27 protein-coding genes are annotated in these 24789 nt (G+C 32.0%); 8 read left to right on the forward strand and 19 right to left on the reverse strand.

Annotation, left to right across the window (positions count from 1 at the left end; translation table 11 throughout):
• Nucleotides 1-17 precede the first annotated feature (17 nt).
• The 3 genes from ACOQN8_RS07655 (at nucleotide 18) to ACOQN8_RS07665 (ending at nucleotide 4493) form a co-directional block, all read left to right on the forward strand.
• Complete coding sequence (locus ACOQN8_RS07655) at nucleotides 18-890, forward strand: hypothetical protein (RefSeq protein ID WP_420552239.1); 873 nt, start codon at nucleotides 18-20, stop codon at nucleotides 888-890.
• A 10-nt stretch (nucleotides 891-900) separates the two neighbouring features.
• The gene (locus ACOQN8_RS07660; protein WP_420552240.1) at nucleotides 901-1698 is read left to right on the forward strand and encodes a hypothetical protein; all 798 of its coding nucleotides are present in this window, start codon (nucleotides 901-903) and stop codon (nucleotides 1696-1698) included.
• Between the two features lie 197 nt (nucleotides 1699-1895).
• Nucleotides 1896-4493: a TonB-dependent receptor gene (locus ACOQN8_RS07665; protein WP_420552241.1), complete on the forward strand. Its 2598-nt coding sequence runs from the start codon at nucleotides 1896-1898 to the stop codon at nucleotides 4491-4493.
• Between the two features lie 42 nt (nucleotides 4494-4535).
• On the opposite strand, the gene ACOQN8_RS07670 is transcribed toward ACOQN8_RS07665, so the two are convergent.
• On the reverse strand, nucleotides 4536-5300 hold the full coding sequence (locus ACOQN8_RS07670) for a UDP-2,3-diacylglucosamine diphosphatase (RefSeq protein WP_235275526.1): 765 nt from the start codon (nucleotides 5298-5300) through the stop codon (nucleotides 4536-4538).
• 94 nt (nucleotides 5301-5394) lie between these two features.
• On the opposite strand from ACOQN8_RS07670, the gene ACOQN8_RS07675 reads away from it, so the two are divergent.
• On the forward strand, nucleotides 5395-5841 hold the full coding sequence (locus ACOQN8_RS07675; protein WP_272150725.1) for a nucleoside deaminase: 447 nt from the start codon (nucleotides 5395-5397) through the stop codon (nucleotides 5839-5841).
• Here ACOQN8_RS07675 and ACOQN8_RS07680 read toward each other — a convergent pair.
• Both ACOQN8_RS07680 and ACOQN8_RS07685 read right to left on the reverse strand, forming a co-directional pair.
• Nucleotides 5838-6323: a methylated-DNA--[protein]-cysteine S-methyltransferase gene (locus ACOQN8_RS07680; RefSeq protein WP_420552242.1), complete on the reverse strand. Its 486-nt coding sequence runs from the start codon at nucleotides 6321-6323 to the stop codon at nucleotides 5838-5840. The genes ACOQN8_RS07675 and ACOQN8_RS07680 overlap by 4 nt on opposite strands.
• The gene (locus ACOQN8_RS07685) at nucleotides 6316-7080 is read right to left on the reverse strand and encodes a TatD family hydrolase (protein ID WP_420552243.1); all 765 of its coding nucleotides are present in this window, start codon (nucleotides 7078-7080) and stop codon (nucleotides 6316-6318) included. The genes ACOQN8_RS07680 and ACOQN8_RS07685 overlap by 8 nt, the downstream gene beginning before the upstream one ends.
• Nucleotides 7081-7156: 76 nt before the next feature.
• Here ACOQN8_RS07685 and ACOQN8_RS07690 point away from each other — a divergent pair, with 76 nt between their 5' ends.
• The gene (locus ACOQN8_RS07690) at nucleotides 7157-7639 is read left to right on the forward strand and encodes a retropepsin-like aspartic protease (protein WP_150899318.1); all 483 of its coding nucleotides are present in this window, start codon (nucleotides 7157-7159) and stop codon (nucleotides 7637-7639) included.
• Nucleotides 7640-7850: 211 nt separating this feature from the next.
• Complete coding sequence (locus tag ACOQN8_RS07695) at nucleotides 7851-8066, forward strand: hypothetical protein (RefSeq protein ID WP_150899317.1); 216 nt, start codon at nucleotides 7851-7853, stop codon at nucleotides 8064-8066.
• A 59-nt stretch (nucleotides 8067-8125) separates the two neighbouring features.
• On the opposite strand, the gene ACOQN8_RS07700 is transcribed toward ACOQN8_RS07695, so the two are convergent.
• Complete coding sequence (locus ACOQN8_RS07700; RefSeq protein ID WP_175578678.1) at nucleotides 8126-9313, reverse strand: pyridoxal phosphate-dependent aminotransferase; 1188 nt, start codon at nucleotides 9311-9313, stop codon at nucleotides 8126-8128.
• Nucleotides 9314-9339: 26 nt separating this feature from the next.
• Nucleotides 9340-10431 carry a fatty acid desaturase family protein gene (locus ACOQN8_RS07705; RefSeq protein WP_235275520.1) on the reverse strand — a complete coding sequence of 364 codons (1092 nt, stop codon included), beginning with the start codon at nucleotides 10429-10431 and terminating at the stop codon, nucleotides 9340-9342.
• 145 nt (nucleotides 10432-10576) lie between these two features.
• On the opposite strand from ACOQN8_RS07705, the gene rsmG reads away from it, so the two are divergent.
• Nucleotides 10577-11206 (forward strand): 16S rRNA (guanine(527)-N(7))-methyltransferase RsmG, encoded by a 630-nt coding sequence (gene rsmG / locus ACOQN8_RS07710; protein WP_150899315.1) that lies wholly within the window; start codon nucleotides 10577-10579, stop codon nucleotides 11204-11206.
• A gap of 48 nt (nucleotides 11207-11254) precedes the next feature.
• Here the strand turns inward: rsmG and ACOQN8_RS07715 are convergent, their stop codons facing one another.
• The 5 genes from ACOQN8_RS07715 to chrA form a co-directional block, all read right to left on the reverse strand.
• A complete protein-coding gene (locus ACOQN8_RS07715) occupies nucleotides 11255-11881 on the reverse strand; it encodes an arsenate-mycothiol transferase ArsC (protein ID WP_420552244.1) in 627 nt (208 codons plus the stop codon).
• Nucleotides 11882-11892: 11 nt separating this feature from the next.
• Nucleotides 11893-12360 carry a DUF6428 family protein gene (locus ACOQN8_RS07720; RefSeq protein ID WP_150899313.1) on the reverse strand — a complete coding sequence of 156 codons (468 nt, stop codon included), beginning with the start codon at nucleotides 12358-12360 and terminating at the stop codon, nucleotides 11893-11895.
• Nucleotides 12361-12408: 48 nt separating this feature from the next.
• Nucleotides 12409-12738 carry an ArsR/SmtB family transcription factor gene (locus tag ACOQN8_RS07725; RefSeq protein WP_150899312.1) on the reverse strand — a complete coding sequence of 110 codons (330 nt, stop codon included), beginning with the start codon at nucleotides 12736-12738 and terminating at the stop codon, nucleotides 12409-12411.
• A 103-nt stretch (nucleotides 12739-12841) separates the two neighbouring features.
• A complete protein-coding gene (locus ACOQN8_RS07730) occupies nucleotides 12842-14074 on the reverse strand; it encodes a DEAD/DEAH box helicase (protein WP_299124515.1) in 1233 nt (410 codons plus the stop codon).
• Between the two features lie 75 nt (nucleotides 14075-14149).
• Nucleotides 14150-15271 (reverse strand): chromate efflux transporter, encoded by a 1122-nt coding sequence (gene chrA, locus ACOQN8_RS07735; protein WP_420552245.1) that lies wholly within the window; start codon nucleotides 15269-15271, stop codon nucleotides 14150-14152.
• A gap of 390 nt (nucleotides 15272-15661) precedes the next feature.
• Here chrA and ACOQN8_RS07740 point away from each other — a divergent pair, with 390 nt between their 5' ends.
• The gene (locus ACOQN8_RS07740; protein WP_420552246.1) at nucleotides 15662-16198 is read left to right on the forward strand and encodes a YceI family protein; all 537 of its coding nucleotides are present in this window, start codon (nucleotides 15662-15664) and stop codon (nucleotides 16196-16198) included.
• A gap of 171 nt (nucleotides 16199-16369) precedes the next feature.
• Here ACOQN8_RS07740 and ACOQN8_RS07745 read toward each other — a convergent pair whose 3' ends face one another.
• The 9 genes from ACOQN8_RS07745 to ACOQN8_RS07785 form a co-directional block, all read right to left on the reverse strand.
• A complete protein-coding gene (locus ACOQN8_RS07745) occupies nucleotides 16370-19174 on the reverse strand; it encodes a TrlF family AAA-like ATPase (RefSeq protein ID WP_420552247.1) in 2805 nt (934 codons plus the stop codon).
• Nucleotides 19175-19295: 121 nt separating this feature from the next.
• Entirely contained in the window at nucleotides 19296-19904 is a 609-nt protein-coding gene (locus tag ACOQN8_RS07750) for a hypothetical protein (RefSeq protein ID WP_420552248.1), read from the reverse strand.
• A gap of 530 nt (nucleotides 19905-20434) precedes the next feature.
• Entirely contained in the window at nucleotides 20435-20818 is a 384-nt protein-coding gene (locus ACOQN8_RS07755) for a hypothetical protein (RefSeq protein ID WP_420552249.1), read from the reverse strand.
• 133 nt (nucleotides 20819-20951) lie between these two features.
• Entirely contained in the window at nucleotides 20952-21428 is a 477-nt protein-coding gene (locus ACOQN8_RS07760; RefSeq protein ID WP_420552250.1) for a hypothetical protein, read from the reverse strand.
• Between the two features lie 50 nt (nucleotides 21429-21478).
• Nucleotides 21479-21940, reverse strand: a complete 462-nt coding sequence (locus ACOQN8_RS07765; protein WP_420552251.1) for a DUF2314 domain-containing protein — start codon at nucleotides 21938-21940, stop codon at nucleotides 21479-21481.
• A gap of 20 nt (nucleotides 21941-21960) precedes the next feature.
• Entirely contained in the window at nucleotides 21961-22689 is a 729-nt protein-coding gene (locus ACOQN8_RS07770) for a hypothetical protein (protein ID WP_420552252.1), read from the reverse strand.
• Between the two features lie 56 nt (nucleotides 22690-22745).
• Nucleotides 22746-23228 (reverse strand): hypothetical protein, encoded by a 483-nt coding sequence (locus tag ACOQN8_RS07775; protein ID WP_420552253.1) that lies wholly within the window; start codon nucleotides 23226-23228, stop codon nucleotides 22746-22748.
• 133 nt (nucleotides 23229-23361) lie between these two features.
• Complete coding sequence (locus ACOQN8_RS07780; RefSeq protein WP_420552254.1) at nucleotides 23362-24129, reverse strand: hypothetical protein; 768 nt, start codon at nucleotides 24127-24129, stop codon at nucleotides 23362-23364.
• A gap of 117 nt (nucleotides 24130-24246) precedes the next feature.
• Nucleotides 24247-24708 (reverse strand): hypothetical protein, encoded by a 462-nt coding sequence (locus ACOQN8_RS07785; protein ID WP_420552255.1) that lies wholly within the window; start codon nucleotides 24706-24708, stop codon nucleotides 24247-24249.
• Nucleotides 24709-24789: the final 81 nt, after the last annotated feature.

Consider the following 24789-nt stretch of genomic DNA (forward strand, 5'->3'; position numbering starts at 1 on the left):
TATAATTTACAGAAGAAATGAAAAAAATAAAATTATCTATATATATATTATTGCTTTCACTAGGGTTTGTTTCTTGTGAAAGTGAAACAACAGACCTTGTAGAAGGAGTTGCTACCGCTACCGAACAAGTTGTTATTGGTTTTAGCGATACGAATTTAAAAACGAATGTACTGGAAAATGGAGGTACAGCTACTTATCAAGTAAGTTTATCTAAGCCGTTACCAGTAGATGGTGTGGTAGTTTTTGATATTACATCATCAGATGGTTCTACAGAATCTACAGCCGGTGTAAATGAAGTGTCACATAACGAAGTAAGAATTCCAGCAGGAGAAACATCAGCGAGTGTAACTTTTACATTTTCGGATGATACTGTTGCAGATGCAGAGGAAATATATAGTGTTTCAATAAAAAACCTTAACGCTTCTCAAACTTTAATCAAGCATTTTATAACATTAAATGAAAAAAGTAGTGGGAGAAATATTAATGTTTATGATACATTACCTCTTGTAATTCAAGCTCCACTAGGAGACGCAGATATTGTATTGAATTGGCCTGGGACTGAAGATTTAGATTTATACCTAAGATCTGAAGCTAAGATTACTTCTACTGTAATTGCTAATAGTTGGTTTTCTCAACCAGAGGAAGTTACAATTACACAGGCATTAGCAGATGGTGATTATTTCTTAGGGTTAGATAACTTTAATGTTGCTACTCCTTATAGTATTCCATGTACTTTGGCTATTAACTTTGCGGGAGGAAAGAGCGAAGTACTTTTAACAAGTCTAGATACAGTTGTTGCAGCACCGCCAAATGGAGAACCAGATATTTGGTATAAAATCAATAAAGCAACAGATGGTAGTACAGTAACCTACACAATAATCAAATTATAAGCTAATTAAAATGAAATATATATATAAAATAAGTTCTTTGTTAATTTGTGCAGTGCTTTTATTGAGTTCTTGTGCAGTTAATGATGATGATGCAATAATCGTTAAGCAAGTAACGAGTATTACTGCAAAAACTGAAGCGAAAATTAAACGTATAATGACTTCAGAAACAAGTTATGATGCGGTAATTTCTTTTACTAGTCCAGTAACTAGTTTATCAAGGTTAACATATACATTAGACGGAGAAGAAATGTCTATTGATGCTACTCAAGGAAGTCAAGATGTAACAATAACTGTTGACATGTCAGATCCTGATGTTCATGTTAGAACATTGAAATTAGTGGATTTAAAAATTATAAATGCTAATGTTGACAGTGTAAAGCCAGAGATATCTGAAGATTTAAATGAATTAAAGATAATCAAAGGAGAAAATACAGTTGTATTTACTTTTACATGGAATGACGATAGTGATTTAGATTGTGGTACAATCACTAAAACTCCAGCTGTAGCGGGAATAAACCTTTCTACGAGTACAACTTCAACTACTGAAGTTGCTGTTTTACCAGACAATGTTGCTGATGGAGAGTACTTCTTTGCAATTTTACCATGGACAGTTAATAATAACTCTATTGAGTGTTATGTTAATGTATTAAATGGTACTACAGAAACAAATTATACAGGTAACTTGGTTGGAGCTACTCCAGGAGGTTTTTTCGGATATACAACTGTTGAAGATTTTATAAAAATAACAAAAACAACAGATGCAGTTACAGGAGTTGTAACAATAGATTTAGAACAAGTTTTATTTTAATAAAAGAAACTATGTTTTCATTAAGAAGTCGTCTAAAGCTTTAGGCGACTTTCTCTTTTTAATAAAAAAGCTTTAAAAAAGGTGTTATTAGATTGATTCTTTTTAGAGGGTGTTTTTCTGTTTTAACTATCTGTTTTTAAGGTTTTTAATTTATTTTTAAGTATTATTGTTATAACTAACTATATAATTTTTTATTTATGAGATTAAAATCAATACTATTTGTCTTGAGCTTTTTTTTAACCACAATTGCAGTTTTAGCTCAACAAATCAATGGTAAAGTTGTCGATGAAAATGGGCAACCAATTCCTTTTGTAAATGTCTTAGAAAAAGATACTACAAATGGAGTTAGCACAAACGATCAGGGAGAGTTTACACTTAGTGTAAAAAGTATTCCAGCAACCTTAATTTTTTCTTCAGTAGGTTTTTCAACATTAGAAAAAACTATATATGAAAAGGTATCTATTACAATAGTTTTAAAAGACGACAATGTTTTAGATGAGGTAGTACTAACAGGTAATAGAGCAAAACCTAGAACTATTTTAGATTCAGCGGTTCCTATAGATAATATAAGTGTAAAAGAACTACAAACAACAGGTCAAACAAGTATTGATCAAATGTTGAATTTTGCAGTACCATCTTATAATGCAAGTAACCAAACGGTGTCTGATGCAACTGCGCATTTTGACCCAGCGGATTTACGTGGATTAGGGCCTAGTAGAACTTTAGTTTTAATTAATGGTAAGCGTAAAAACCAAAGTGCTTTAGTGTATGTAAATGATACTCCAGGAAAAGGAGAAGTAGGAGTCGATATGAAAAGTATTCCAACAGCAGCAATAGAGCGAATTGAAGTTTTAAGAGATGGAGCATCTGCACAATATGGATCTGATGCTGTAGCGGGTGTAATAAATATAATTTTAAAGAAAAATATATCGTTTACAGAGGTAAATGTAAATTCAGGAGTTACTTCAAGAGGAGACGGGTTTAATGCTTCTGCTGATGTAAATCATACTCTTACGTTTGCCGAAGGAGGTTTTGTAAATGCAACATTAGGATTCAATTATCAAGATATTACTAATAGAGCAGGAGAGCCAGGTAAAGATGATTTGTTTGGAGTGGATAATCAGTGGACAAGAGATAATCCAGCATTGGGTATGACAATTGGTCAACCAGAAATGAAAAAAGGAGATTTATTTGTAAATGCAGAATACCCATTAAATGATAATGTTAAACTGTATGGGTTTGGAGGTTTTAATATAAGAAAAGGTAAAAGTTTTGCATTATATAGAACACCGTATTGGATTACAGATGATTTTGGATTATTAACACCACCAGGTCAAACTTATAATGGTTTTCAGCCTACTTTTGAAACAGATATTCAAGATATCTTATTCACTGTGGGAACTAAATTTAAATTAGGAGAATTTGATGCTGATTTAAGTGCCAATTATGGAGGTAATTCCGTAGATTATACTATTGGAAATACTATTAATGTAAGTTTAGGAGCCAATAGTCCAACTTCTTTTGATGCAGGAGCTTATTCATTTAGCAATATTATAGGAAACTTTGATGTTAGTAGGTCTTTTGGAGATGTAAGTATTGGGTTAGGAGTTGAAGCACGTCAGGAACGTTTTAAAGTTACAGCTGGAGAAGAGGCTTCATATATCAATGGAGGAGCACAATCATTTCCAGGATTACAGCCTGGTAACGCTTTAAATGAAACAAGAACTAATGTTGGAGGATATGGTACTTTAGATTGGGATATTTCCGATGATCTATTAGTTTCAGGAGCAGTACGTTATGAAAATTATTCTGATTTTGGAGGAAACACTTCGTGGAAAATTAGTTCAAGGTATAAAGTAGGTGAAGCAGGAGTTTTAAGAGCTTCGTATAGTACTGGGTTTAGAGCACCATCATTACACCAAGTATATTTAAGTAATGTACAAACATTAGTTTCAGGAGGTACAATTTCTAATCAAGGAACATTTAATAATGTAAGCCAGGTAATTAAAGACTTAGGAGTGGCTTCATTATTTGCAGAAACATCAAAAAATATTTCAGCAGGTTTAACAGTTAAAGCATCAAAAGACTTTACAATTTCATTTGATTACTATAATGTACGAGTGAATGACCGAGTAGTATTTTCAGGAGAAATCGGAGCTACAGATGATAATGGAAATGTAAATGCTACAGTACAGCAAATTTTAATAGATAATAGTGTTACAAGTATCAAGTTTTTTATAAACGCTGCTGATACCAAAACGGAAGGTTTTGATTATACAATGCGTTATAAAAATATTGATTTTGCTGCAGGTAAGCTAGGATTGAATTTAGCTTTAAATATTAATAGAACGAAATTAGAAGGAGAAGTAAAAACTCCAACAAATTTATCGAACTATAAGAATGCTATTTTTAATAGAAAAGAGCAGTCAAGAATTATAAGTGCAAGACCAAATACTAAGTTTTTATTTGGGGCTAACTATAAAATAGGAAAGTTTACCACGAACTTAAATAATACGTATTTTGGGGAAGTTACTTGGCAACATGCTACAGATGCATTTAAAGACCAAACGTTTAGAGGTAAAGTAATAACCGATTTATCATTTGGGTATGATATTACTGATAAAATATCGGTAAATGCTCAGGTAAATAATTTATTTGATGTATTCCCAGATGAAATAGATACTAAAGGAGATGTGGTAACCGATTTAGGAGGTCGTTTTAGATATCCATGGGAGGTTAACCAGTTTGGATTTAACGGAACAACTTTTAGAGGAGGTTTAACGTTTAAATTCTAATAAAATCATAGAAGTTAAAAAGCACCTCTAGAGGTGCTTTTTTTATTTGTATTCTTTTAAAGATAGTTTTTGATTTTCGAAAACTCCATAGGTAAAATACTTTACCCAATCGCCAGTGTTTATATACTCACTGTTTTCTTGTAGTTTAATTTCTAAAGGAAGATGACGGTGACCAAAAACAAAATAATCGTAATGTTTCGTTTCTAATTTACGTTTACAATATTGAACTAACCATTCATTGTCTTCTCCTAAAAATTTAGCGTCATCATCACCTGAAATCAATTTGTTTTTAACCGACATGTAATGACCTAAGCGTACACCTAAATCTGGGTGTAGCCATCTAAACATCCACTGAAAAGGTTTAAAAGTAAAAATCTTCTTCATTCGCTTGTAACCTTTATCACCTGGACCTAAGCCATCTCCATGACCAATTAATAATAGTTTACCGTCAATGGTAAATTCTTGTGGCTTGTGGTATACAGGAATGTCTAATTCTTTCTCAAAGTAATCAGTCATCCATAAATCATGATTACCAACAAAGAAATAAATAGGAATTCCACTGTCTTTAATTTCAGCAAGTTTTCCCATAACACGAACAAAACCTTTAGGAACAACGGTTTTATACTCGAACCAGAAGTCAAATAAATCACCTAATAAAAAAATAGCCTCAGCATCTTTTTTAACTTCATTTAACCAACGCACAAACCTTTGCTCACGTGGAAAGCTAGCTTCAGCTGTAGGTGCTCCTAAATGTTGATCGGAAGCGAAATAAACTTTTGTATTCTCAGAAGTGTTAATTGATATCAAACTTGAAATTTTTGGTAAAAATAAGTATTTTAAGCAGAGTCTCTACAATCAAATTTTATCTACATTTGTTTAAACATCCATTCAATTTATACTTATGAACCCATTTGACGATACTTACTTTATGAAAAAAGCTTTGCAAGAGGCTGAAAAAGCTTTTGATAAAGGAGAGGTTCCAGTGGGAGCAGTAATTGTATTTAAAGACCAAATAATAGCTAGAGCGCATAACTTAACAGAGATGTTGAATGATGTTACTGCACATGCAGAAATGCAAGCTTTTACAGCTGCAGCCGATTTCTTAGGAGGAAAGTATTTAAGAGATTGTGTTTTATATGTAACCCTTGAACCTTGCCAGATGTGTGCAGGCGCAAGTTATTGGACACAGATAGGAAAAATTGTATACGGAGCTAGCGAACCTAAATTAGGTTTTAGTGTATTGAATACCAAAATTCACCCTAAAACCAATGTTGTTTCTGGAGTTCTAGAAGAAGAATGTAGCTTTTTATTGAAAAAGTTTTTTATTGAGAAAAGAAACTTAAACTAAAAAAGTGTCTGTTGTTTGCTACCACTTTCATGTTCTAACAACCATTTTTTTCGCCAAACACCACCAGCATATCCAGTTAAAGAACCGTCAGAGCCTATAACTCTATGACAAGGAACCACAATCCAAATAGGATTTTTTCCGTTGGCTGAAGCTACAGCTCTAATCGCTTTTGGATCACCAATTTGTTTTGTTTGTTCTAAATAGGTTCTACTTTTTCCAAAAGGAATATTTAACAACTCTTCCCAAACCGATTGTTGAAATTCTGTTCCCTGAGGATTCAGTTTTAAGTTGAACTCTTTTCTGTTTCCAGAAAAATATTCATCCAGTTGAGCTATGCAATCTTTTAAATGAATTGGAGTCTCAGTTGAGGTTTTTATAGTATCGTCGTCCAATACAGAAATAGATTGGATTCCGTTCTCATCTCCAACAATCTTTGCTGTACCTATAGGTGTTTTATAATATGCGATTTGTAAGTTAGACACTAAAAACTTCTTTAGAATTTTGAGTTGTAATTTCGGAAATTTCATCGAAAGTTAACCCGTAAATATCAACTAGTTTGTCTATAACATTTGTTATGTAACTACTTTCATTACGTTTTCCTCGGTAAGGAGTAGGAGCTAAGTATGGAGAATCTGTTTCTAAAACAATATGTTTGATTTCAATTTGGTTTAAAAACTTGTCAATTTTTCCATTTTTAAATGTAGCTACACCTCCAATTCCTAGTTTCATATTGTACGAAATTGCTTTTTGTGCTTGTTCTAAAGTACCAGTAAAGCAGTGAAAAATTCCAAATAAATCATCACCTTTTTCGGTTTCCAATACTTCAAATATTTCATCAAAAGCATCGCGACAGTGAATTACAATAGGAAGCTTTTTTTCTTTCGCCCATTGTATTTGTGTTCTAAATGCTTCTTGCTGTTGTTTTAAAAAAGATTTGTCCCAATACAAGTCAATTCCTATTTCTCCAATAGCATAAAAGTCTCTTTTGTCTAACCATTCTTTTACATGGGCTAACTCTTCTTTGTAGTTTTCTTTAACAGATGTAGGGTGTAGTCCCATCATTAAAAACACATCGTTAGGATAGTTTTTTTCTAAGTCTAACATTCTTTCAGTATAGCTACTGTCAATTGCAGGAATAAAGAATCGAGAAATACCAGCGTCTTTTGCACGTTGCATCATTTCGTTTCTGTCTTCATCAAATTGCTCTGAGTATAAATGGGTATGCGTGTCTGTAATCATAACTTGTTAAAGGACTTTTGAATAGTCTAAAGGTGATTTGTATTGTTGTATCTTTGTGGCGACAAAAGTACGAGAAATGGCAAGTTTGAAAAAAGTATTAAGAAAAAAGAAATATATCAAGGTAAAACTTAAGAAGATTGTTACCAATCACCTTGAGTTAAATGCTGAGATTAATGGTGTAAAGGGTAAATTTATTTTAGATACAGGAGCTTCTAATTCTTGTGTTGGATTAGACCTGATTGAGCATTTTAAACTAATTTCTGAAGAAAGCGAAGTAAAAGCTGCAGGTGCCGGTGCTACTGATATGGAGACACAAAAGTCTGATAATAATTCTTTAAAAATAGGGAAGTGGCAAACCAATCAATGTAATTTGGTATTATTTGATTTAACCCATGTAAATACAGCTTTAACGCAGCATGATGCTGAAAAGGTTGATGGAATTATTGGTGCCGATATTTTAGAAGCAGGAAAAGCTTTTATTGATTACGATAAGAAAGTACTTTATTTAAAAAAGTTGAAGAAAAAGAAAAGAAAAAAGCTAATTAAGGTTCCTTTTTAATCGCTAATTTTTGTTAAAAAAGGTTAAAATTTATTTTTTTTACGCGCTTTTTTTCGAGAATAGTATCGATTTCCGTAAACCATATTTACTGAGTTTTGATTAAAATTCATCCTTCATTTTTGAGGTTTTTAAATGTTAATGAATTTTAAACTGGTGTAACAAATGATTTTATTGACCGTCATATTTGTGTAATCAATTTAAATCAACAACCATGAAATCATCAGTAAATAATTTAGTTTTAGAAAGAGGAATTTTAACGTCCGCCTACAAAAGAGAAATTCAACAAAACATCTGTACAATGAAGGCTCAGTCTTTATATGGAGTAAAAAGCCGATTAAAGTCTCGAGGAACAAAATTGTCAAGTGAAACAGGAGCTATCTTAAAAGTATCAATGTTTGTATTAGCTTTAGTAGTAATTGTTTTTTAATAAAAAAATCTCACCACATTGCTGTAGTGAGATTGTATATGAATAGGATGTTTTAATTTTTAGCTTAAAACTTCTTTAATTCTTTTAATAGCTTCACGTAACTGTAATTCAGAAGCGGCATAAGATAAACGAATGCAATTTGGTGCACCAAAAGCTTCACCAGTTACAGAGGCAACATTAGCTTCTTCTAATAATAACATAGAGAAGTCGTTAGCATTGTTAATTTGCTTCCCTCTAATAGTTTTACCAAAGAAAGCAGAAATGTCTGGGAAAATATAAAAAGCACCTTCTGGTACATTTAATTTAAATCCTTCAATTTCACCTAATAAATCTAAAACCATATCTCTACGTGTTTTAAATTCATCAACCATGTATTGTACTTTGCTTGGTTCTGCTAAAACAGCTGTAATTGCAGCTCTCTGAGCTATACAGTTAGTTCCTGAAGTAATTTGCCCTTGCATTTTAGTACAAGCCTTAGCAATCCACTGAGGAGCTCCAATAAAACCAATTCTCCATCCTGTCATAGCAAATGCTTTCGCCAATCCGTTTACGGTAATTGTTCTATCGTACATGTTTTCTATGGCAGCAAAACTAAATGGTTTTGTCCCGTAGTTAATGTGCTCATAAATTTCATCAGATAAGATATATATCTGAGGGTGTTTTTCTAAAACCTTAGCTAACGCTCTATATTCTTCTTCGCTATAAATAGATCCACTAGGGTTATTTGGCGAGTTAAAGAAAATCATTTTAGTTTTAGGAGTAATAGCAGCTTCTAATTGCGCTGGTGTAATTTTAAAATCACTATCAATAGATGAAGGGATTTCAACAAATTTAGCTTCACATAAAGTTGCAATTGCAGAATAACTTACCCAGTATGGAGCTGGTAATAAAATCTCATCACCAGGATTTAATAATACCTGAGCAACATTGGCAATAGATTGCTTTGCTCCTGTAGATACTACAATCTGATTTGGAGCATAGGTTAAATTATTATCTCTTTTAAACTTTTCGCAGATAGCTTCTTTTAATTCAACATATCCATCAACAGGAGTGTATGAATTGTAATCTTGATTAATAGCTTCTATTGCTGCGTCTTTAATAAAGTCTGGAGTGTTAAAATCTGGTTCTCCTAAGCTTAAACTAATAATGTCTCTACCTTCGGCTTTTAACTCTCTTGCTTTAGCTGCCATGGCTAAAGTTTGTGAAACAGGTAAACTGTTAATTCTGTCTGATAATTGTTGTGACATTGGTGTGTTGTATAGTGTGTTGTTATTTACGCCAGTTGTGGTTTTTTTCCTAACTCAGCTAAGTGCTTAAAGTGTTCTATAATAGCTCTTCGCGTAGTTTTATACTCGTTATAAGGAAGGTTAAACTCTAAAGCGGTTTCCTTTACAATCTTTGCTAATTTATCATAGTGAATATGAGAAATGTGTGGGAAAATATGGTGTTCTACTTGGTGATTTAATCCGCCAGTGTAAAAGTTAATTAACCAGTTTTTTGGTGCAAAATTAGCCGTAGTGTATAACTGGTGAATTGCCCAAGTGTTTTTCATATTTCCATTCTCATCTGGTAATGGCATTTCTGTTTTTGGAACTACGTGTGCTAATTGGAATACAACACTTAAAATAATTCCAGCAGTATAGTGCATTACAAAGAATCCTACTAATACTTTCCACCAAACAATGTTTAATACAGCAATTGGTAATACAATCCATAATGAATAGTATACAATCTTAGAAATTACCAATTTAGTCCATTCAGTAGCTGGATTTGGGAACTCTCCGTAAGATAATTTTCTTTTTAAGTAATTGTGCATTTGCTTAATGTCGGTAGTAATTGCCCAGTTAATTGTTAATAATCCGTAAAGGAAAATTGAATAATACTTTTGGAATTTATGAATCCATAACCATTGTGCGTGCTTTGAAAAACGAATAATTCTACCAGCATCAATATCCTCATCATGGTCTTGAATGTTTGTATACGTGTGGTGTAAAACATTGTGTTGTACTTTCCAGTTGTATACGTTTCCAGCTAAAATGTAAATACTGCTTCCCATTAATTTGTTTAACCACTTTTTGTTAGAAAAAGAGTCATGGTTTGCATCGTGCATTACATTCATTCCAACACCAGCCATTCCAACTCCCATAATAACGGTAAGTGCTAACTTAATCCACTGCGACATATCTACAGTTAAGATTAAAATAAATGGGATTAAGAAAATGGCGAACATTATAATTGCTTTTGAATATAATTTCCAGTTTCCGGTACGTTTAATATTATTTTCTTTGAAGTATGAATTCACACGCTTGTTTAGTGTTCTAAAAAACTTTGCGTTATCTATTCTTGAGAAGTTTATTGTCTTCATTTGTTGTTTGTTTGAACCGCAAAAATAAACGTTTTTACTAGATGGTTATTGCTCAAAGAGAACTTTTTAACAAGAAATATATCTTTTATGAGATAAATGACTATTAAGAATTAGTTTTTTATTTTTGCAGCGAAAAATTCACTTAATGGAGCTTATAAAAAAATATTTTAGCAATTTAACAGAAACGCAACTAGAACAGTTTTCGAAACTTCAAGAGTTATATGAAGATTGGAACTTGAAAATCAACGTGGTTTCTCGTAAAGATATTGATGAATTGTACTTACGTCACGTGTTGCATTCGTTAGGAATTGCTAAGGTGATGCAGTTTAAACCAGGTTCAAAGGTAATGGATGTTGGTACCGGAGGAGGTTTTCCAGGGGTACCTTTAGCTATTTTATTTCCAGAAACTCAGTTTCACTTAGTAGATTCTATCGGAAAAAAGATCAAAGTAGTTAATGAAGTTGTTGAAGGTTTAGGGCTAGAAAACGTAAAAACTACGCACGGTAGAGTGGAGGAAGTAAAAGATACTTACGATTTTATTGTAAGTAGAGCAGTGGCTCAAATGGAAACTTTTGTTGGTTGGACCAAAGGAAAGATTGCTAAAAAGCAAGAGCACGACTTAAAGAATGGAATTCTTTATTTAAAAGGAGGTGACTTAACTGAAGAGTTAAAAAAATATACTTCGGCAACTATTTACAATTTGCCTGACTACTTTGAAGAAGACTTCTTTGAAACTAAAAAAGTAGTACACTTACCTATGAAATACAAAGGATAGTAGTAACGCTATACCTACCAAAATATAAATCTATTAAATAGCTCAGGGCTATTTAATAGATTTAAAAATATATAGCATCTCCGAAGCTATTTCTAAACTTCTTTCAGCATATTTTTCTTTTTCTAAAGGTGTATTATCAAAGGCTTTAGGATCTTCATAAGTAACAGGAACTCTTTTGTTTGCTCCTGCAATAAAAGGACATCCTTCATCAGCTTGAGAACAGGTCATGATGGCACAAAACTCATTTACTGGATTAAACTCATGATCGTACTTTTTAGAAAAACCAATTACTGGTTGTGTGTTTTCGGAAAACTTTACTGCATAAACTTGATTAGCTGTTTCCGATAAACTTTGAATTTTAAATCCTTGCTGCAGCAATGTTGATACCACATTCTTATTCATAGCCGTTGCTTCTGTTCCGCCCGAATAACAATAAACATTTGGAATGTTTAGATAGTAAGCCATGGTTTGTGCCCATATTTGCGATAAATGACTTCTTCTAGAATTGTGCGTACAAATGAAGTTTAAATTAATCAACTCGTTGTTGTTTACACCTTGTTGAATATAATCGATTAACGGTTGTAGCACTTCTTTTCTGTTGTCTGAAATAGTTTCAGATAAGCTGGCAATGGTTTCCTCTATTTGAGAAAATACGGCTGTTTTTGTTGCTTCCATATTCTTTTCTATTAGCAGCATCCAGAGTTAGGAGCGCATGCCGATTGACTTTGTAATTCTGATAATTTCATCTTTGGTTTCTCTTCAGGAATTCCGCAGTTGTCTTTAGCTAAACAATCGGTTTGTTTGGTAGTTAATAAGAAATTCGTTCCATCGAAATCCAATCCGTATTTTCCAATAGTAGCACCTTGGTATTCAACTTCAATCTCTAAATCAGGGATGTTTAAAGCTTTTTCTGATAATTCAATAATATGAACCAATTTTTCTGGATGCAATCTATGATCGTAGTCATTGGCATTCCATAGTTGGAAGTTAACCACTTCTTCGTTTCTAATAGTACCTCCACAATCAATAAAGTTCTTTGTTATTTTACCTACTTCGGTTACGTGGAAGTGATTCGGTACTAATTCGCCATTTGGTAATTGAAAAGCGATGGTGTTTAGGTTTGCTAGATGGTTTTTAATTTCTGATAATTTCATATCTATGACGTTTAATTGTAATATTGCGATTAATAATTATAAATTTTTTTAGCAGCAACTGTTCGGGTTGCTATTAAAGTCTAAAAAGTTATTCAATAAGGTTTTTACTTTTTCCCAGTGCTCCTGATTTATACAGTAGCATACACTAGTTCCTTCTATATTTCCTTTGATAAGGTTTAAGTTTTTTAATTCTTTTAAATGTTGTGAAATTGTTGGTTGGGCTAAACCGATTACTTCTACCAAGTCGCCACAAACACAAGAGTTTATTTTAAACAAATGCTGTAAAATAGCAATACGAGCAGGGTGCCCTAATGCTTTGGCTATTTTAGCAAGCTCATTTTGTTCGGCGGTGAATATTTCTGATTTGGTAAGTCCCATTCGTTTAATTATTATATTGCAATATTACGATTAATATTTAAAACGGACACATTTTTAACAATAATTTTTTGTTATCCGTAAGTTGTTATAATCTATAAGAGGTTTAGTACCAACGTTTTTTTCGTTTTTTAGACGCTTCAGATTTACGTCCTTTCTTGTGTTTACTAATGGTATTCGGTTGCTTTTTCTTTTTAGGTTTTTGTAAAGCGAAAGGATGATCTTCAACAATTTTTATAGATCGACCTATAAATTCTTGAATGGCTTTGATGTATGAAGTTTCATCTGCACTACATAATGAAAAGGCAATTCCCGATTTTCCTGCTCTACCTGTTCTACCGATTCTATGTACATAGGTTTCTGGAATGTTCGGTAGGTCGACATTAATTACCGCATCTATTTTGCTAATGTCAATACCACGGGCAGCAACATCCGTAGCAATTAAGATATTTACTTTGTTGTTTTTAAAGTTTTCGATGGCTTCATTACGAAGTGCTTGCGATTTATCGCCGTGAACACTTGTAGCTTTGTATCCGTTCTTTAAAAGAGTTTTTTCAAGTTTATCTACTCCAAACTTTGTACGTCTGAAAATAATAATACGTCCATTAATGGTATTACGAAGCAGGTGCAAACATAAATCTACTTTGTTCTTTTTTGGCGTATAGTATAATAACTGACCAATGTTGTTTGAAGTACTTTCCGATGGCGTAACCGAAACCGTTTCTGGCTTGTATAACATTGAGGAAGCTAGCTGTGTAACTTTCTCTGGCATGGTTGCCGAAAACAACAAGGTTTGTTTTTTACGCGGACATAGTTCTTCAATCTTCTTCACATCGTGAATAAAGCCCATGTCTAACATTAAATCTGCCTCATCTAATACAAAGGTTTTTAATACACGTAAATCAATATCGCCTTGTTTGTGCAAATCGATAAAACGACCTGGAGTAGCAATTAAAATATCGACACCTTTTGCTAACAACTCTTTTTGTGGTTTAATAGAAACACCTCCATAAATAGCCGTGGTTCTTAAGTTGGTGTATTTGCTGTATGTTTTAAAGTTTTCTTCAATTTGTATGGCCAATTCACGGGTAGGACTTACAATTAATGCTTTAATTTTCTTCGCTCTTTTTTCAGCATCTGGTTCTTTAGCTAAATGATGAATAATAGGTAATGCAAAAGCCGCAGTTTTACCCGTACCTGTTTGCGCTGCTACAATAACATCTTTCTTTTCTAAGATTATTGGAATCGCTTTTTCCTGTACCAAGGTTGGTTTGTGGTATCTTTCTTCCGTAAGTGCTTTTACAATAGATTTATTAAGCTGTAAGTCTGAAAACTGCATGGATTCTTTTTTGCAAAGGTAGTTTAAATGAAACAACGTTTGGTATTTAATTTACACGTATGTAATAAGGCGTTTTTAGAAAAAAGTTAGGAAGTAGCCTAGGAATGAACCCCCTAGTACTATAAATGCACTGTTTAGCTTTTTAAATCCAAAAACTGTAATTAAACTTAGCAGGGCTATAACAATAGTACGCCAATCGACCAAAGTGTCTTTAGCCATTTCTATACATACCGCAATAATTAAAGCAACTGCCGCCACGTTTACAGCATCTAAAACCGCACGGATGGTTTTAGACTTCCTCATTTTGGGCATTAATGGATTTAATAGCCATACAAACAAAAATGATGGTAAAAAGATTCCTAGTGTTGCCACAACTGCTCCCCATAGTCCATTCATTTGCCATCCTATAAAAGTAGCTGTAGATAAAACGGGACCTGGTGTTATTTGTCCCACCGCTACGGCATCTATTAAGGCTTGTCTGGTTAACCAACCATTGGCGACTAATTCTGCATCTAAAAAAGCAAACAATACATAACCACTACCATATAAAATAGCGCCTATTTTTAAAAAAGTAAGAAATATTTTAAGGTTACTTAGATTCAAAGACTCGCTAGCTTGATACAGCAACAAAGGCATAATGCTAGGTAGGTTTGTAGCATTTTGTTTTACAAAATAGATGCCTAAGCCCAGCAATCCACAGCCTAGTAAGGTAACTATTTCATTAATTCCCAATAAGCAAACGCCTAATGCTATAGCTCCTATGATGGCTAGTTGGGTGTTTTTTATTGCTTTTTTACCTAGCCTATAAGCAGCCATTACTATAATGGCTATTACTGCTGGTTTGATACCATAGATAAAGGGTTCTACTTTGGGGAGCTGTCCGTATTCTTGGTATAGCCAAGCAAAGATTGAGGTGATGACTACCGCTGGAAAAATAAAGCAAAAACCTGCCACTATTAATCCTTTCCATCCCGCTTTTTCATGTCCGCAGTGCATGGTCATTTCTGTAGAGTTAGGTCCCGGAATTAAATTGGTTGCACCCATAAGGTCTAAAAAGTGTTCTTGGGTCATCCATTTACGCTTTTTAACTACTTCATCTTCCATCATGGCAATATGAGCTGCTGGACCTCCAAAGGCAATGCTTCCTAGTTTAAAAAAGAGCTTTGCTATTTCTTTTAAATCGTTTTTTTGAGACATCTACAATGTTTTGTGCTGTAGTTTTTTTAATGTTCTTACAAATCTAAAGATTTATTACCCAACAAAATAGTCGATTTTATACAGTCGCTTTATATTTCTGTAAGTAGGGTGTTCTTTTCAGTAGAATAGGGAAATTCATCTGTTAATCGATTCACCAAAGGCTTTTGTTTTCCTGTTTTTCTGGAGTGTTTTGGGGGTTTATGCCTTGTTTTTAGCGTGTTGTAGACTTTACGGAGTCGTTTTTACATTTCATTTACAATAATTAGGGGAGGCTGTGTCTATATTCGTAACTATATAAAATGGGATATTATGAATTTAATTAAAAAGAGTATTGTTTTAGTAGCGGTATTGATTACTGTTTTTGTGGTGAGTGGCTATACTAAAAGTACATTGACCGATAAGAAGACTGAAACTGTAAAAGCAAAAGAACCAACAATTAATTTTTTTGTGACGCATGGGCATTGCAGTACGCCTTTTGCTGGTAAGGTAAACGATTTAAAGGTTGATTATCCAACCCGATTGGATATGGGAAATCCTTTGGAGGATATGGTGATTTCGTTTGAGGTAGATCCAAATTCGTTTAATGTGTGTAGGGCAGAAGAGCTGACCCCGAAAATTAAAACGCCTGGTTTGTTTGTTGGGATTAATAACGAGAAAATTACATTTAAATCTACCCATATATATACGATGGGAATAGACTGGTATCAGGTAAACGGTAAAATGTCTATTAAAGGTGTTGAAAAAGATATGAAATTGTTTGTTACGGGGATTAGAAAACCAAACGAGCAAGTAGCAACAACCTTGGTATTAGATGGACAGGTGAATTTGTTTGATTGGGGAATTGATTATGATTTGATTGTTAACGGAAAGTCGGACAATGTACCTACCAAATGGTTGTATTTGAATATGAAGATTGAATTAGTATAGAAATATCAAAAAACACTCTTTTAAAGAGTGTTTTTTGTTTTGATAACGTGTTTGTGTATGATTTCGTGGCGTTGTTTAGGAATTAAAGTTGGCAAATAAATCACAGATAGAAAGTCCGTAAGGACTTTCGTAAGTAGGTTATAAACAACAATGATTTACCAGTAGTGTTTTTTAGAATCCGTATTTTTCCTTTCGTAAAATAAATGCTTTTTCTCCACCTTCCATAATAGTAGTTATTTCATTTTTAATTTCTGCATTATCTATTGAACCTTCAAATTTTATTTCCCCTTGAGTTTGCTGACTTGATTCTTTATAATCGCAACAAACAACTAACTCGGCATCTCCATTAACTACGAGATTAGCATTATGACTAGTGAAAATTAATTGTCGCTTACTTTTAGCTTCCCAAATATTTTTAGTGATGTCATTTATTGCTCTATTGTCAATATCGTCTTCTGGTTGGTCTATAAGTAATGGAATTCCCTCTTGGTTTAGAAGTACAGATAACAATGCTGTTGCTTGTTGACCTGCTGAAGCTTCTGCAAACGGAATAGTATCTTCCATTGCGTTTCCGGTTGAATAAAAGAAGGATGGCTCAAATTCTATTTCTTGCGTCATCATTGACAACCAATTTTCAGGTTTAAACAATTCCACTATCTTTTCTCGATTTCCATCATTTAGTCGAGCTTCTGTCAAAATTTTCGTTTCTGGTAGTTGAATTGGTTTGTCTTCCGTAATTCTATATTCAGCTAATAATCTTAACTCTTCTAAAAGTGATTTCCAAGTTTCTAATGGATTTTCACTTTGAGTTATTTGTTCACAAATCGAATCTATTTTATCTCGATTTATTCGAGATCCTGTAAAGGAATTTATTAATTGCTCTCTAATTATTTCTATACTAATGTTTTTAGTTACTTCTGCCTTAATTATACCATTTGATAATTTGGTAAACTGCGTAGCTTGGTTGTCTAATAAATCTACCTTGTTTCTATGAAATTCATACCAATTTTCTTTCTGTTCAGAGAAATTGGTTTCTGGGTTTCCAAGTTCTTTAATTCTAGTTAACCTTTCATTGACTGAATTAGTGATTTCACGAGTTCGTTTTTCAAGATTATTAATTTCTTTAATTGTGCTTTCGTTTGATGTTGCCTTTTCCTTTATTTGATTATAGTTAGTGTCAAATGTTGTTTTAAGAGTTGTCCAATCCGATACCAGTTTATTTAGCTCGATTAAATTTTCGTCTTTAAATTGTTCTAGTAATTCTGATAATTTAGACTTTATTGTGTCAAATTTCGCAATCTTCTCTTTTTCTATTTTTTTAATTAAATCTTTATTTTCAATAGCTGTTCCACTATCAAGTAAATTTGGATAATCTTCTAATGACGATTGAATTTCTTCAAACTTATTTTTGAATAAATTAATTTCGTTTTTAGATTCTTGAATGTATGTTTTTTCGTTTTCGTAAAGCTGTTTCGTTTGAATTACTTTTTTATCCTCCTCACTAATCCCTTTTAAAGACTGTCTTAAGTTTTCAACTTGTTCAGTTATTGATTTTGATTGTAGATTTAATTCCACAATCTCGGTCTGAATTTCTTTTTTCCTAATTAAGTTATTGTAAGCTAATTTGATGTTTTTAGATACCTCTCTTAGATTAAAACGAATATCATTTAACTCGTTAGAAATTGGTTGTTGTATAAACCTTTTGAGTTCTTCTGTTCTCACACCAACGCTACTTAATTGCTTTTGACTGTAAGCCTGAATTGGAATCAATCTGCGAATTTCATCTTCTGATACTTTAGAGAATTCATTTGTGCCAATTTTTAGTTGAATTTCTTTAGTAACTGAATTTCTTTTTACGATGTGCTCAATACCATTTATAATACAACTAATACGAACTTCTCCAGAAAATGGCACTAAAGTTTTGTCTATTAAAACTTGTCTTCTTTTTAATATTTCTGACTGATTTTCTAAATTATGTGAACCAATAATTTGGTCACAAAGTCCCCAACGAATGTATTCTAAAACTGTCGATTTTCCAGTTCCTCTACCACCAATAAAAGCATTGTATTGCTGATTTAATTCTAATTCTATTCTTCCTAAAAATTTCGAATTTGTTACGCTGATTTTATTAATGAATACTTGCGGAAGTTCAGGTTCATTAATTGATATTCTTGATTCTTTAGCAAGACTAGCTTGTCTTATAGCTTCTGCTGTTGGTGTTGCCCATTTTACCCAAGTAGTGCTTGTTCCTAGGTCTTCAAAAGTTTCTTTTCTATTATCAGATGTTTGAAATACAGCAACAGATTTAAAACCATAATTTCTATCCTTACCATTGATTATATTTAAATAACCTTGGTCATTGTCTGGTATTGAACCATCCTTATATCCACTAACACAAGGCATTTTTTTGTAATGTTCATAAAAATCACGTCTTAAAAGGCCTCTATGCCCTTTTGATATATGTGGTAGTACAATATACTTTTTTTTCAGGATATCAATTGTATTTAGCTTTGTGTGTAAATCTGGAATTCCATTTATTACATCTGATGGAATTGGAATTGTGGGTTGTGTTGAAGGTTCTTCAACTGGGTTTGGTTCTAGAGCAAGTTTAAATAAGATTCTAGTAAATTGGTCTTCTGGAAAATCTGCATCTAAAATTAAAAGAACTTGACAAGGTGGATTACTCAACGTTAATTCAATTCCAGGAAAAACAACTAGTTTGTTCGCATCAGGAATAGGTGTTCCAGTTGAATCAACTTCATTGTTTGCAGCATTTTTAATATATGTGAAAAAAGTTAAGTCATGATGGTCTGTTATTGCAACTGCATTTACATTTTTTTCTCGGCAAGCTAATACAAATTTTTCGGCATACTTGTTTCTGTCTTCATCGGAAGTCGGTTTTACTCCAGACCAATTTATATCTCTAGGTGAATGTACTTGAAAATCGCAGTTATAAAATTTAGTTCCTTTGTTCATTGATTGTTTTTTGCATTATTGGTAACGTCTCAGCTATGGTTAGTGCGGGATTAAAAGGAATTGTTCTTTAGGTTAAAGACCAAACCCGTATTAATTATAGCCATTGTTGGTTATAGTCTTTTTATATTATTGTCATAAATATTGAAACAAAAAAGAACAAAATCCCTATCCCAAATGCCCAATACCTAAACGACTTAGAAACCATATCTAATCTAAATTTGAGTTTTGAGTTTTTTTCTTCTAAAGGTTTTTGAAAAATTTCATTCGATTTTTCTTTCAACTGATAGTTGAGCTTTTCTATATATGTGGTTATGACCTTTTTTGTCTTCTCTTTAGAGTCTCCTTCTACAACTCTCTTTTTTAATTCATCATCATTCATTGTTGGATTTTCTGCTTTCAATTTATTCAATCTTAACTGAGAAGCGGGTAATACAAATTCCTCAGCAAAATCCGCAATTTCACCACTTATATCAGTCAATATTTTGTCCTTTATTCTCTCATATTTTTCCTGTCTTATCGGAAATCTGAACTTGTGCCATAGTGAAAATAGAAGACAAGTAATCAGAAATAAAAGAGAGATTAAATATGTATAGGAAATATAATTTTCGCTAGGTTTCTTTATAGATAGAATTACAATAAAGGCTGCAATTAAAGTTATGCAAGCAGTTATTAAATAATTGTCTACTTTTTCTCTTTCGAGTTCAATTCTATTTCCTTTGTCTTTATTCATTCTTATTTTTTAATTAGACTCAACTTATTTATATGTGGAACTTTGTTACTGTTATTTTTTACAACACAAAGTATTCACTATACTTTTTAGAGTGTTCCAAAGTAGAATAAAAAAAGAAGTTGGTTTTACGGAAACCCCTACTTTAAGTAAGGTTTTTCCCTGTTTTTTATGTTTTTAAGCTAAAAATATAGTTTTTTTCTTTCAGCGACGTTCGCTGGAGGTTCTGTAGGGTTTCGAGAGCGTCAGCGAAGCCCGCTGGTGGTTCTGCAGAGTTTCGAAAGCGTCAGCGAAGCTCGCTGATGGTTCTGCAAGGTTTCAAGAGTATCAGCGAAGTCCGCTGATGGTTTTGCAGGGTTTCGAGAGCATCAGCGAAGTCCGCTGATGGTTTTGTATTGTTTTTATGGGGGCGTGTTATTCTGTGGGTAAAGTCAAACTAAAAAACAACCTTGGTTGAGGTTGTTTTGTTTTTTAATTATCATCAATGATTTGGTATAACTGTAAGTTGCTATTATACATTGCTGTGTGTGGTCTTATCCTTGCCATGTTTTTATTTCAACAACTTTTTCTTTTTCAAATTTTAAAATTAAAGAACCTGTATTAATTCCATGCCCAGTTAACCCTAAATAGTAAATAAATTCTGTTTCTGATTCATTAGATGGATTACCAAGCAAGGTTTTTATTTCAATTTTTGATTTTCCTTGAAGATTTTTGTTTTCCGTTAAGTCATGTATCATATTCCATCTAACTCCAAAGGAAGACTCAGTTTCTTTCCAGTTTCTCCATTTAGTACTATTAAATTCAGTTCTGTTTAGATAGTCGTTAATATTAGGTTTTAGGACAAAAAAAGTCACAGTTAGAATATAAATTATTCCGATTCCAAATACAATTTTAACTATATTTTTCAATGTTTTCATCTGAGTTCGTTTTCGATTGCAATTTTTAATTCAACCAGTCTTTCAGCTGTGTTCGCTAATGGTTTTGTATTGTTTTATGGGGTGTATGATTTTGTTATGGAGTAGTGTGCGAGTATCATTCAGCTGTAATGAACTATAATGATGATTGTATACTGTTTTTTTTCAACAGTTCATTTTTAATAGTTTTAATTTCTATTTTTTGGGTACTGCAAAATTTGATATTCGTTCCATAATCTTTTAAGTCAGAAAACAATATCTCTTTGTCATTCCACATTTTCCAAATCAAGTATATTTTTCCATTCTTATTAAATCTATAGGCTATAAAATCGTCTGTAAATGTTGAACCTTCAATTAAATAATCAAATCGATTTTGTTTGTTTTCAAAACGTTCAAATAACTTAGATTCAGACAGTTTATCAAACTCAAAGTCAATCTCCTTTGCATTGACTAATTCGTTAAGTAGTGAAATCAGATAGCCTTGAAAATAGATGAGGTCTTTATTTGTTCCAAAAAAATCATTTTGGATCCATATTTTTCCGAATCCCATTTTAGGGTCAGATTCTGATTGAGTGAATTCAACAGCAAACGATTCTTTATTTCCGACTATCATTTTCTTTGTTTTAGAGTGTTTTTGTTAGTGAATGGTATGTGTTTTATTTACTATTTGTTTAACAACGACCATAAGAATGCACCAGCAATTAAACTATCATTTTCATAGATCATTAAATCTTCTGCTTTATTAATATCAAATTTTAATGTATCCTGAAGCTTTATTTTTTTTAAATCGTTGGGGGTATTATCTAACACTCCAATAGAATTTTTACCATTTAAAGAAAGGGCTACGAGCCACATATGTTCACTCAATTTATTCTCACTCAATTTTACTTTTACATAAAATTCTTTTTTACTATTCTTATTGTTTTTAAACTCCTCTATGAATTTTGGCAGGAGTTTTTGACTTTCCATTTTTGCTTTTAAAAGAAGTTCATCATTACTTTTAAATTCCCTGGTATTATCAATATCCCAATCAGTCAATTGATTATTCTTATTATTGGTAATCATGAGATAACCAATCAATGTAAGTATGAGGATAGGAAATATTATTTTAGAATTCTTTTTCATAAGTGGATGATAATGAGTAGTTACTTGTGGTTGTCTGTTATGTTAATTTCTGTGTCTATAATTTCTTCGTAAGAGGCATAATACGCACGATTACCAAATTTAACAAATGACCATTGTGCTATTTCTAAATCAGATTTTAACTCTTCTGGTATTAAATGTGGGAAAGCTTGACCGATTGCGTGAGATTTTAAAAGAAAATGAACATCATTTTCCGCTTCTCTTTTAGTTATCTGATTGTCAAACAATATTTCAGTTATAACTAGTTTATTAGTATCAATACTATATTTTGCTTTATAAATCAATTGTCCATCCCAGCTTCTTGAGAAAAACAAGAAGTTATTATAAGCATAAATATCCCACTTACAATCCATAGAATCTGCTTTAAAAGCAATTCCTTCTAATTTGCTTCCGTTGTGTGGGTATGTCAAGTTAGTAGAGATTTTGTCGAAATTTGAAGTGTCAAAATCAATTAATTCCTTACCAAAAGAACTTCTTAATTCGTTATATTTTTCTGCAATCAATTTCTCTTTCGTAAACGCCATTGTAGTTTGAGTATAAGAACTTATATCTAAAATTTTTTTATTAAAAGGATTGTCTTTTTCTCCAACTTCCAACCAACAAAATGAATGTTGATTAGATTCTGTTTTTAGAAATTCATTGTCTGATTTTCTTTTTTTCTTTATAGGCTTTTCTCCCGTCTTTTTCTCAGTTTGTTTAGATTTGTTTTTTAAAAAGTCAAATAATCCCATTCTGTTTTTCGTATTGGTGTTAATTTGTTTATATGCGAAATGTTGTTATTTAATTTTCAAAGCGAAAACCAATTTTTATCATATTTCGCTTTGAGTTCGTACTCTTTATTTGTTCCGAAATAAATTTCGTTTTTGTGGAAGAAAAGCAAAGTCCATTCTAAACTTTGGTCGAACACAGTTAAGTCATCTGCACCTCCGTAAAAAATGGAATCCCAATATTTCACTACAAATTTCCATTTGGTTATCATTGCATTTTGACGATCCCAAGATAAATACACTTCTTTGTTAAAAGGGATTGCTCTTTGGTATAGCCATTTCGTTATTTCTTTTTCATTTCCATCAAGAATTTTCACTTTATCTAAATTCCGAAATAAGTCATTATTAAAAGGTATTTGCCTGTGAATTTTACAGTTACTTAAGTAATCAGCAATAAATTCCGAACCTTCTTTATCAAGCGGTTTTAATTCAGCAAGATGTTGTTCAGAAAGCAAGCCATATTTTTCTTCCGTAAACCTCCATTTCATAGTGAATTCGGTCATTGGTATTATATGATTATTTAATTCTGCGAATATCATTTCTCGGTTTGTGTACAGCTTGTTTGTATGCGTAATATTGTTCCTGTTATTTGTTTAATGTGTTTGGCTTGGTGGATGTTTATATATGTTTTGTTGGCTATAGTTTTATTTCTTTCAAATTATTAAAATCAGCAAAATCTGTTTCTACAGTTTTATAAGCTCTATAAATTTTTACAATTTTTGTCTTTCTTAATTTTTCTAAGATGGTGTCAATTTTTGACTGAGGTATTTCTTTATCTATAAATAGAGAGTAGTAAATATTCATTCTAATCCATTGTTCAACCGAGAATCTTTCAGAATGCGAACTATTGTATTCATCCATAAAGTAAGGACTTAAGTCAAGAAGAATTTCATTCAAATCATTTTCTAAATTTTCCAAGTTATTAGAATACTCAGTTTTTGCCTTTACTATTCCATTTTTGTTTTCTATAAAAACTTTAATACCATATTTGTTTTCGGTTCTTTGAAAGTTAGAATTTGGATTTTTATCTAAGTTTATAGTTACATTATTTTTCTTAAATATAAAGTCAGTAAAATTCTCAGCCTTTATGAATTTAAATACAGGTATTGAGTCTATTTCTGATTGAATAAATAAAGTATCATTATTCAATTTGTATTTTAAGGAATAACTCTTAATAGAATCGTTAAAGACATTTTTAAATTCAACTTTAATTTCTTTTTCATCAGCTTTCCACTTTGCTTTTGTAAACGCTAATTCCGAAATATTTAGGGAGTCTTTAGTAAATTCAAGTTTACTAAACTCTCTAATTTCATACCATTTTCCAAATAACTTCTTTTCGTCTTTATTTCTTCCACAAGAAAATAGAAATATTGAGGCTAATAAAATTGTAAATAATGATTTCATTCTGTAATTATAGCAAAGGTTACCTAAACCGTTAATTAGTGTGGCTTAAGTTGTTGTTTTTCGGTTAATCAATAATTTTAGTAATTCTGATGGATTTGGAAGTAATTGAACTGGTTATTATTTATATTCATACTTATTCCGCCAAATATTTTCTCCTTTCAAAAAGTCAATCAATATTTCGGTCATTTGTTCAACTGTTTTTATTTGCTTGTCTATTAGAATATGGTTATCGTCTGTTACAAATCCAGATGTTAATCCGTCATCTTTTAAACTACCACTTACGTGCAAAGCTTTATAGTTTTTTCCATTCTCATCTTCTAATTGAACAATATGAAATTTATTCCAATTGATAGAATTCATAGTGCTTTTTATTAATTCTACTGTAGCTTTTTCAGATATGGTTTCTGTTTTTTCTCCATAGTTATAAGAAAATGTGAGTTTTAAATCTCGTTTTTCTTGTCGTATTTCACTTATGTTTTCAGCTTCTTTGAGTTTGGTTAGATTACGTTTTGAATTATCATTAATCAAAACAACGATTGTTAATAAAGCTATAATTGGAATTATTATGTAGGTGTTCATTATTTTCATAGGTGTTTTATACAACTTAAAATAGCAATTAAATTTTTAAGCATTCGAATATAGCTAAAAAAAGAAATTTGG

The sequence above is a fragment of the Tenacibaculum aiptasiae genome, from assembly GCF_965221665.1.
Taxonomy (GTDB): Bacteria; Bacteroidota; Bacteroidia; order Flavobacteriales; family Flavobacteriaceae; genus Polaribacter; species Polaribacter aiptasiae.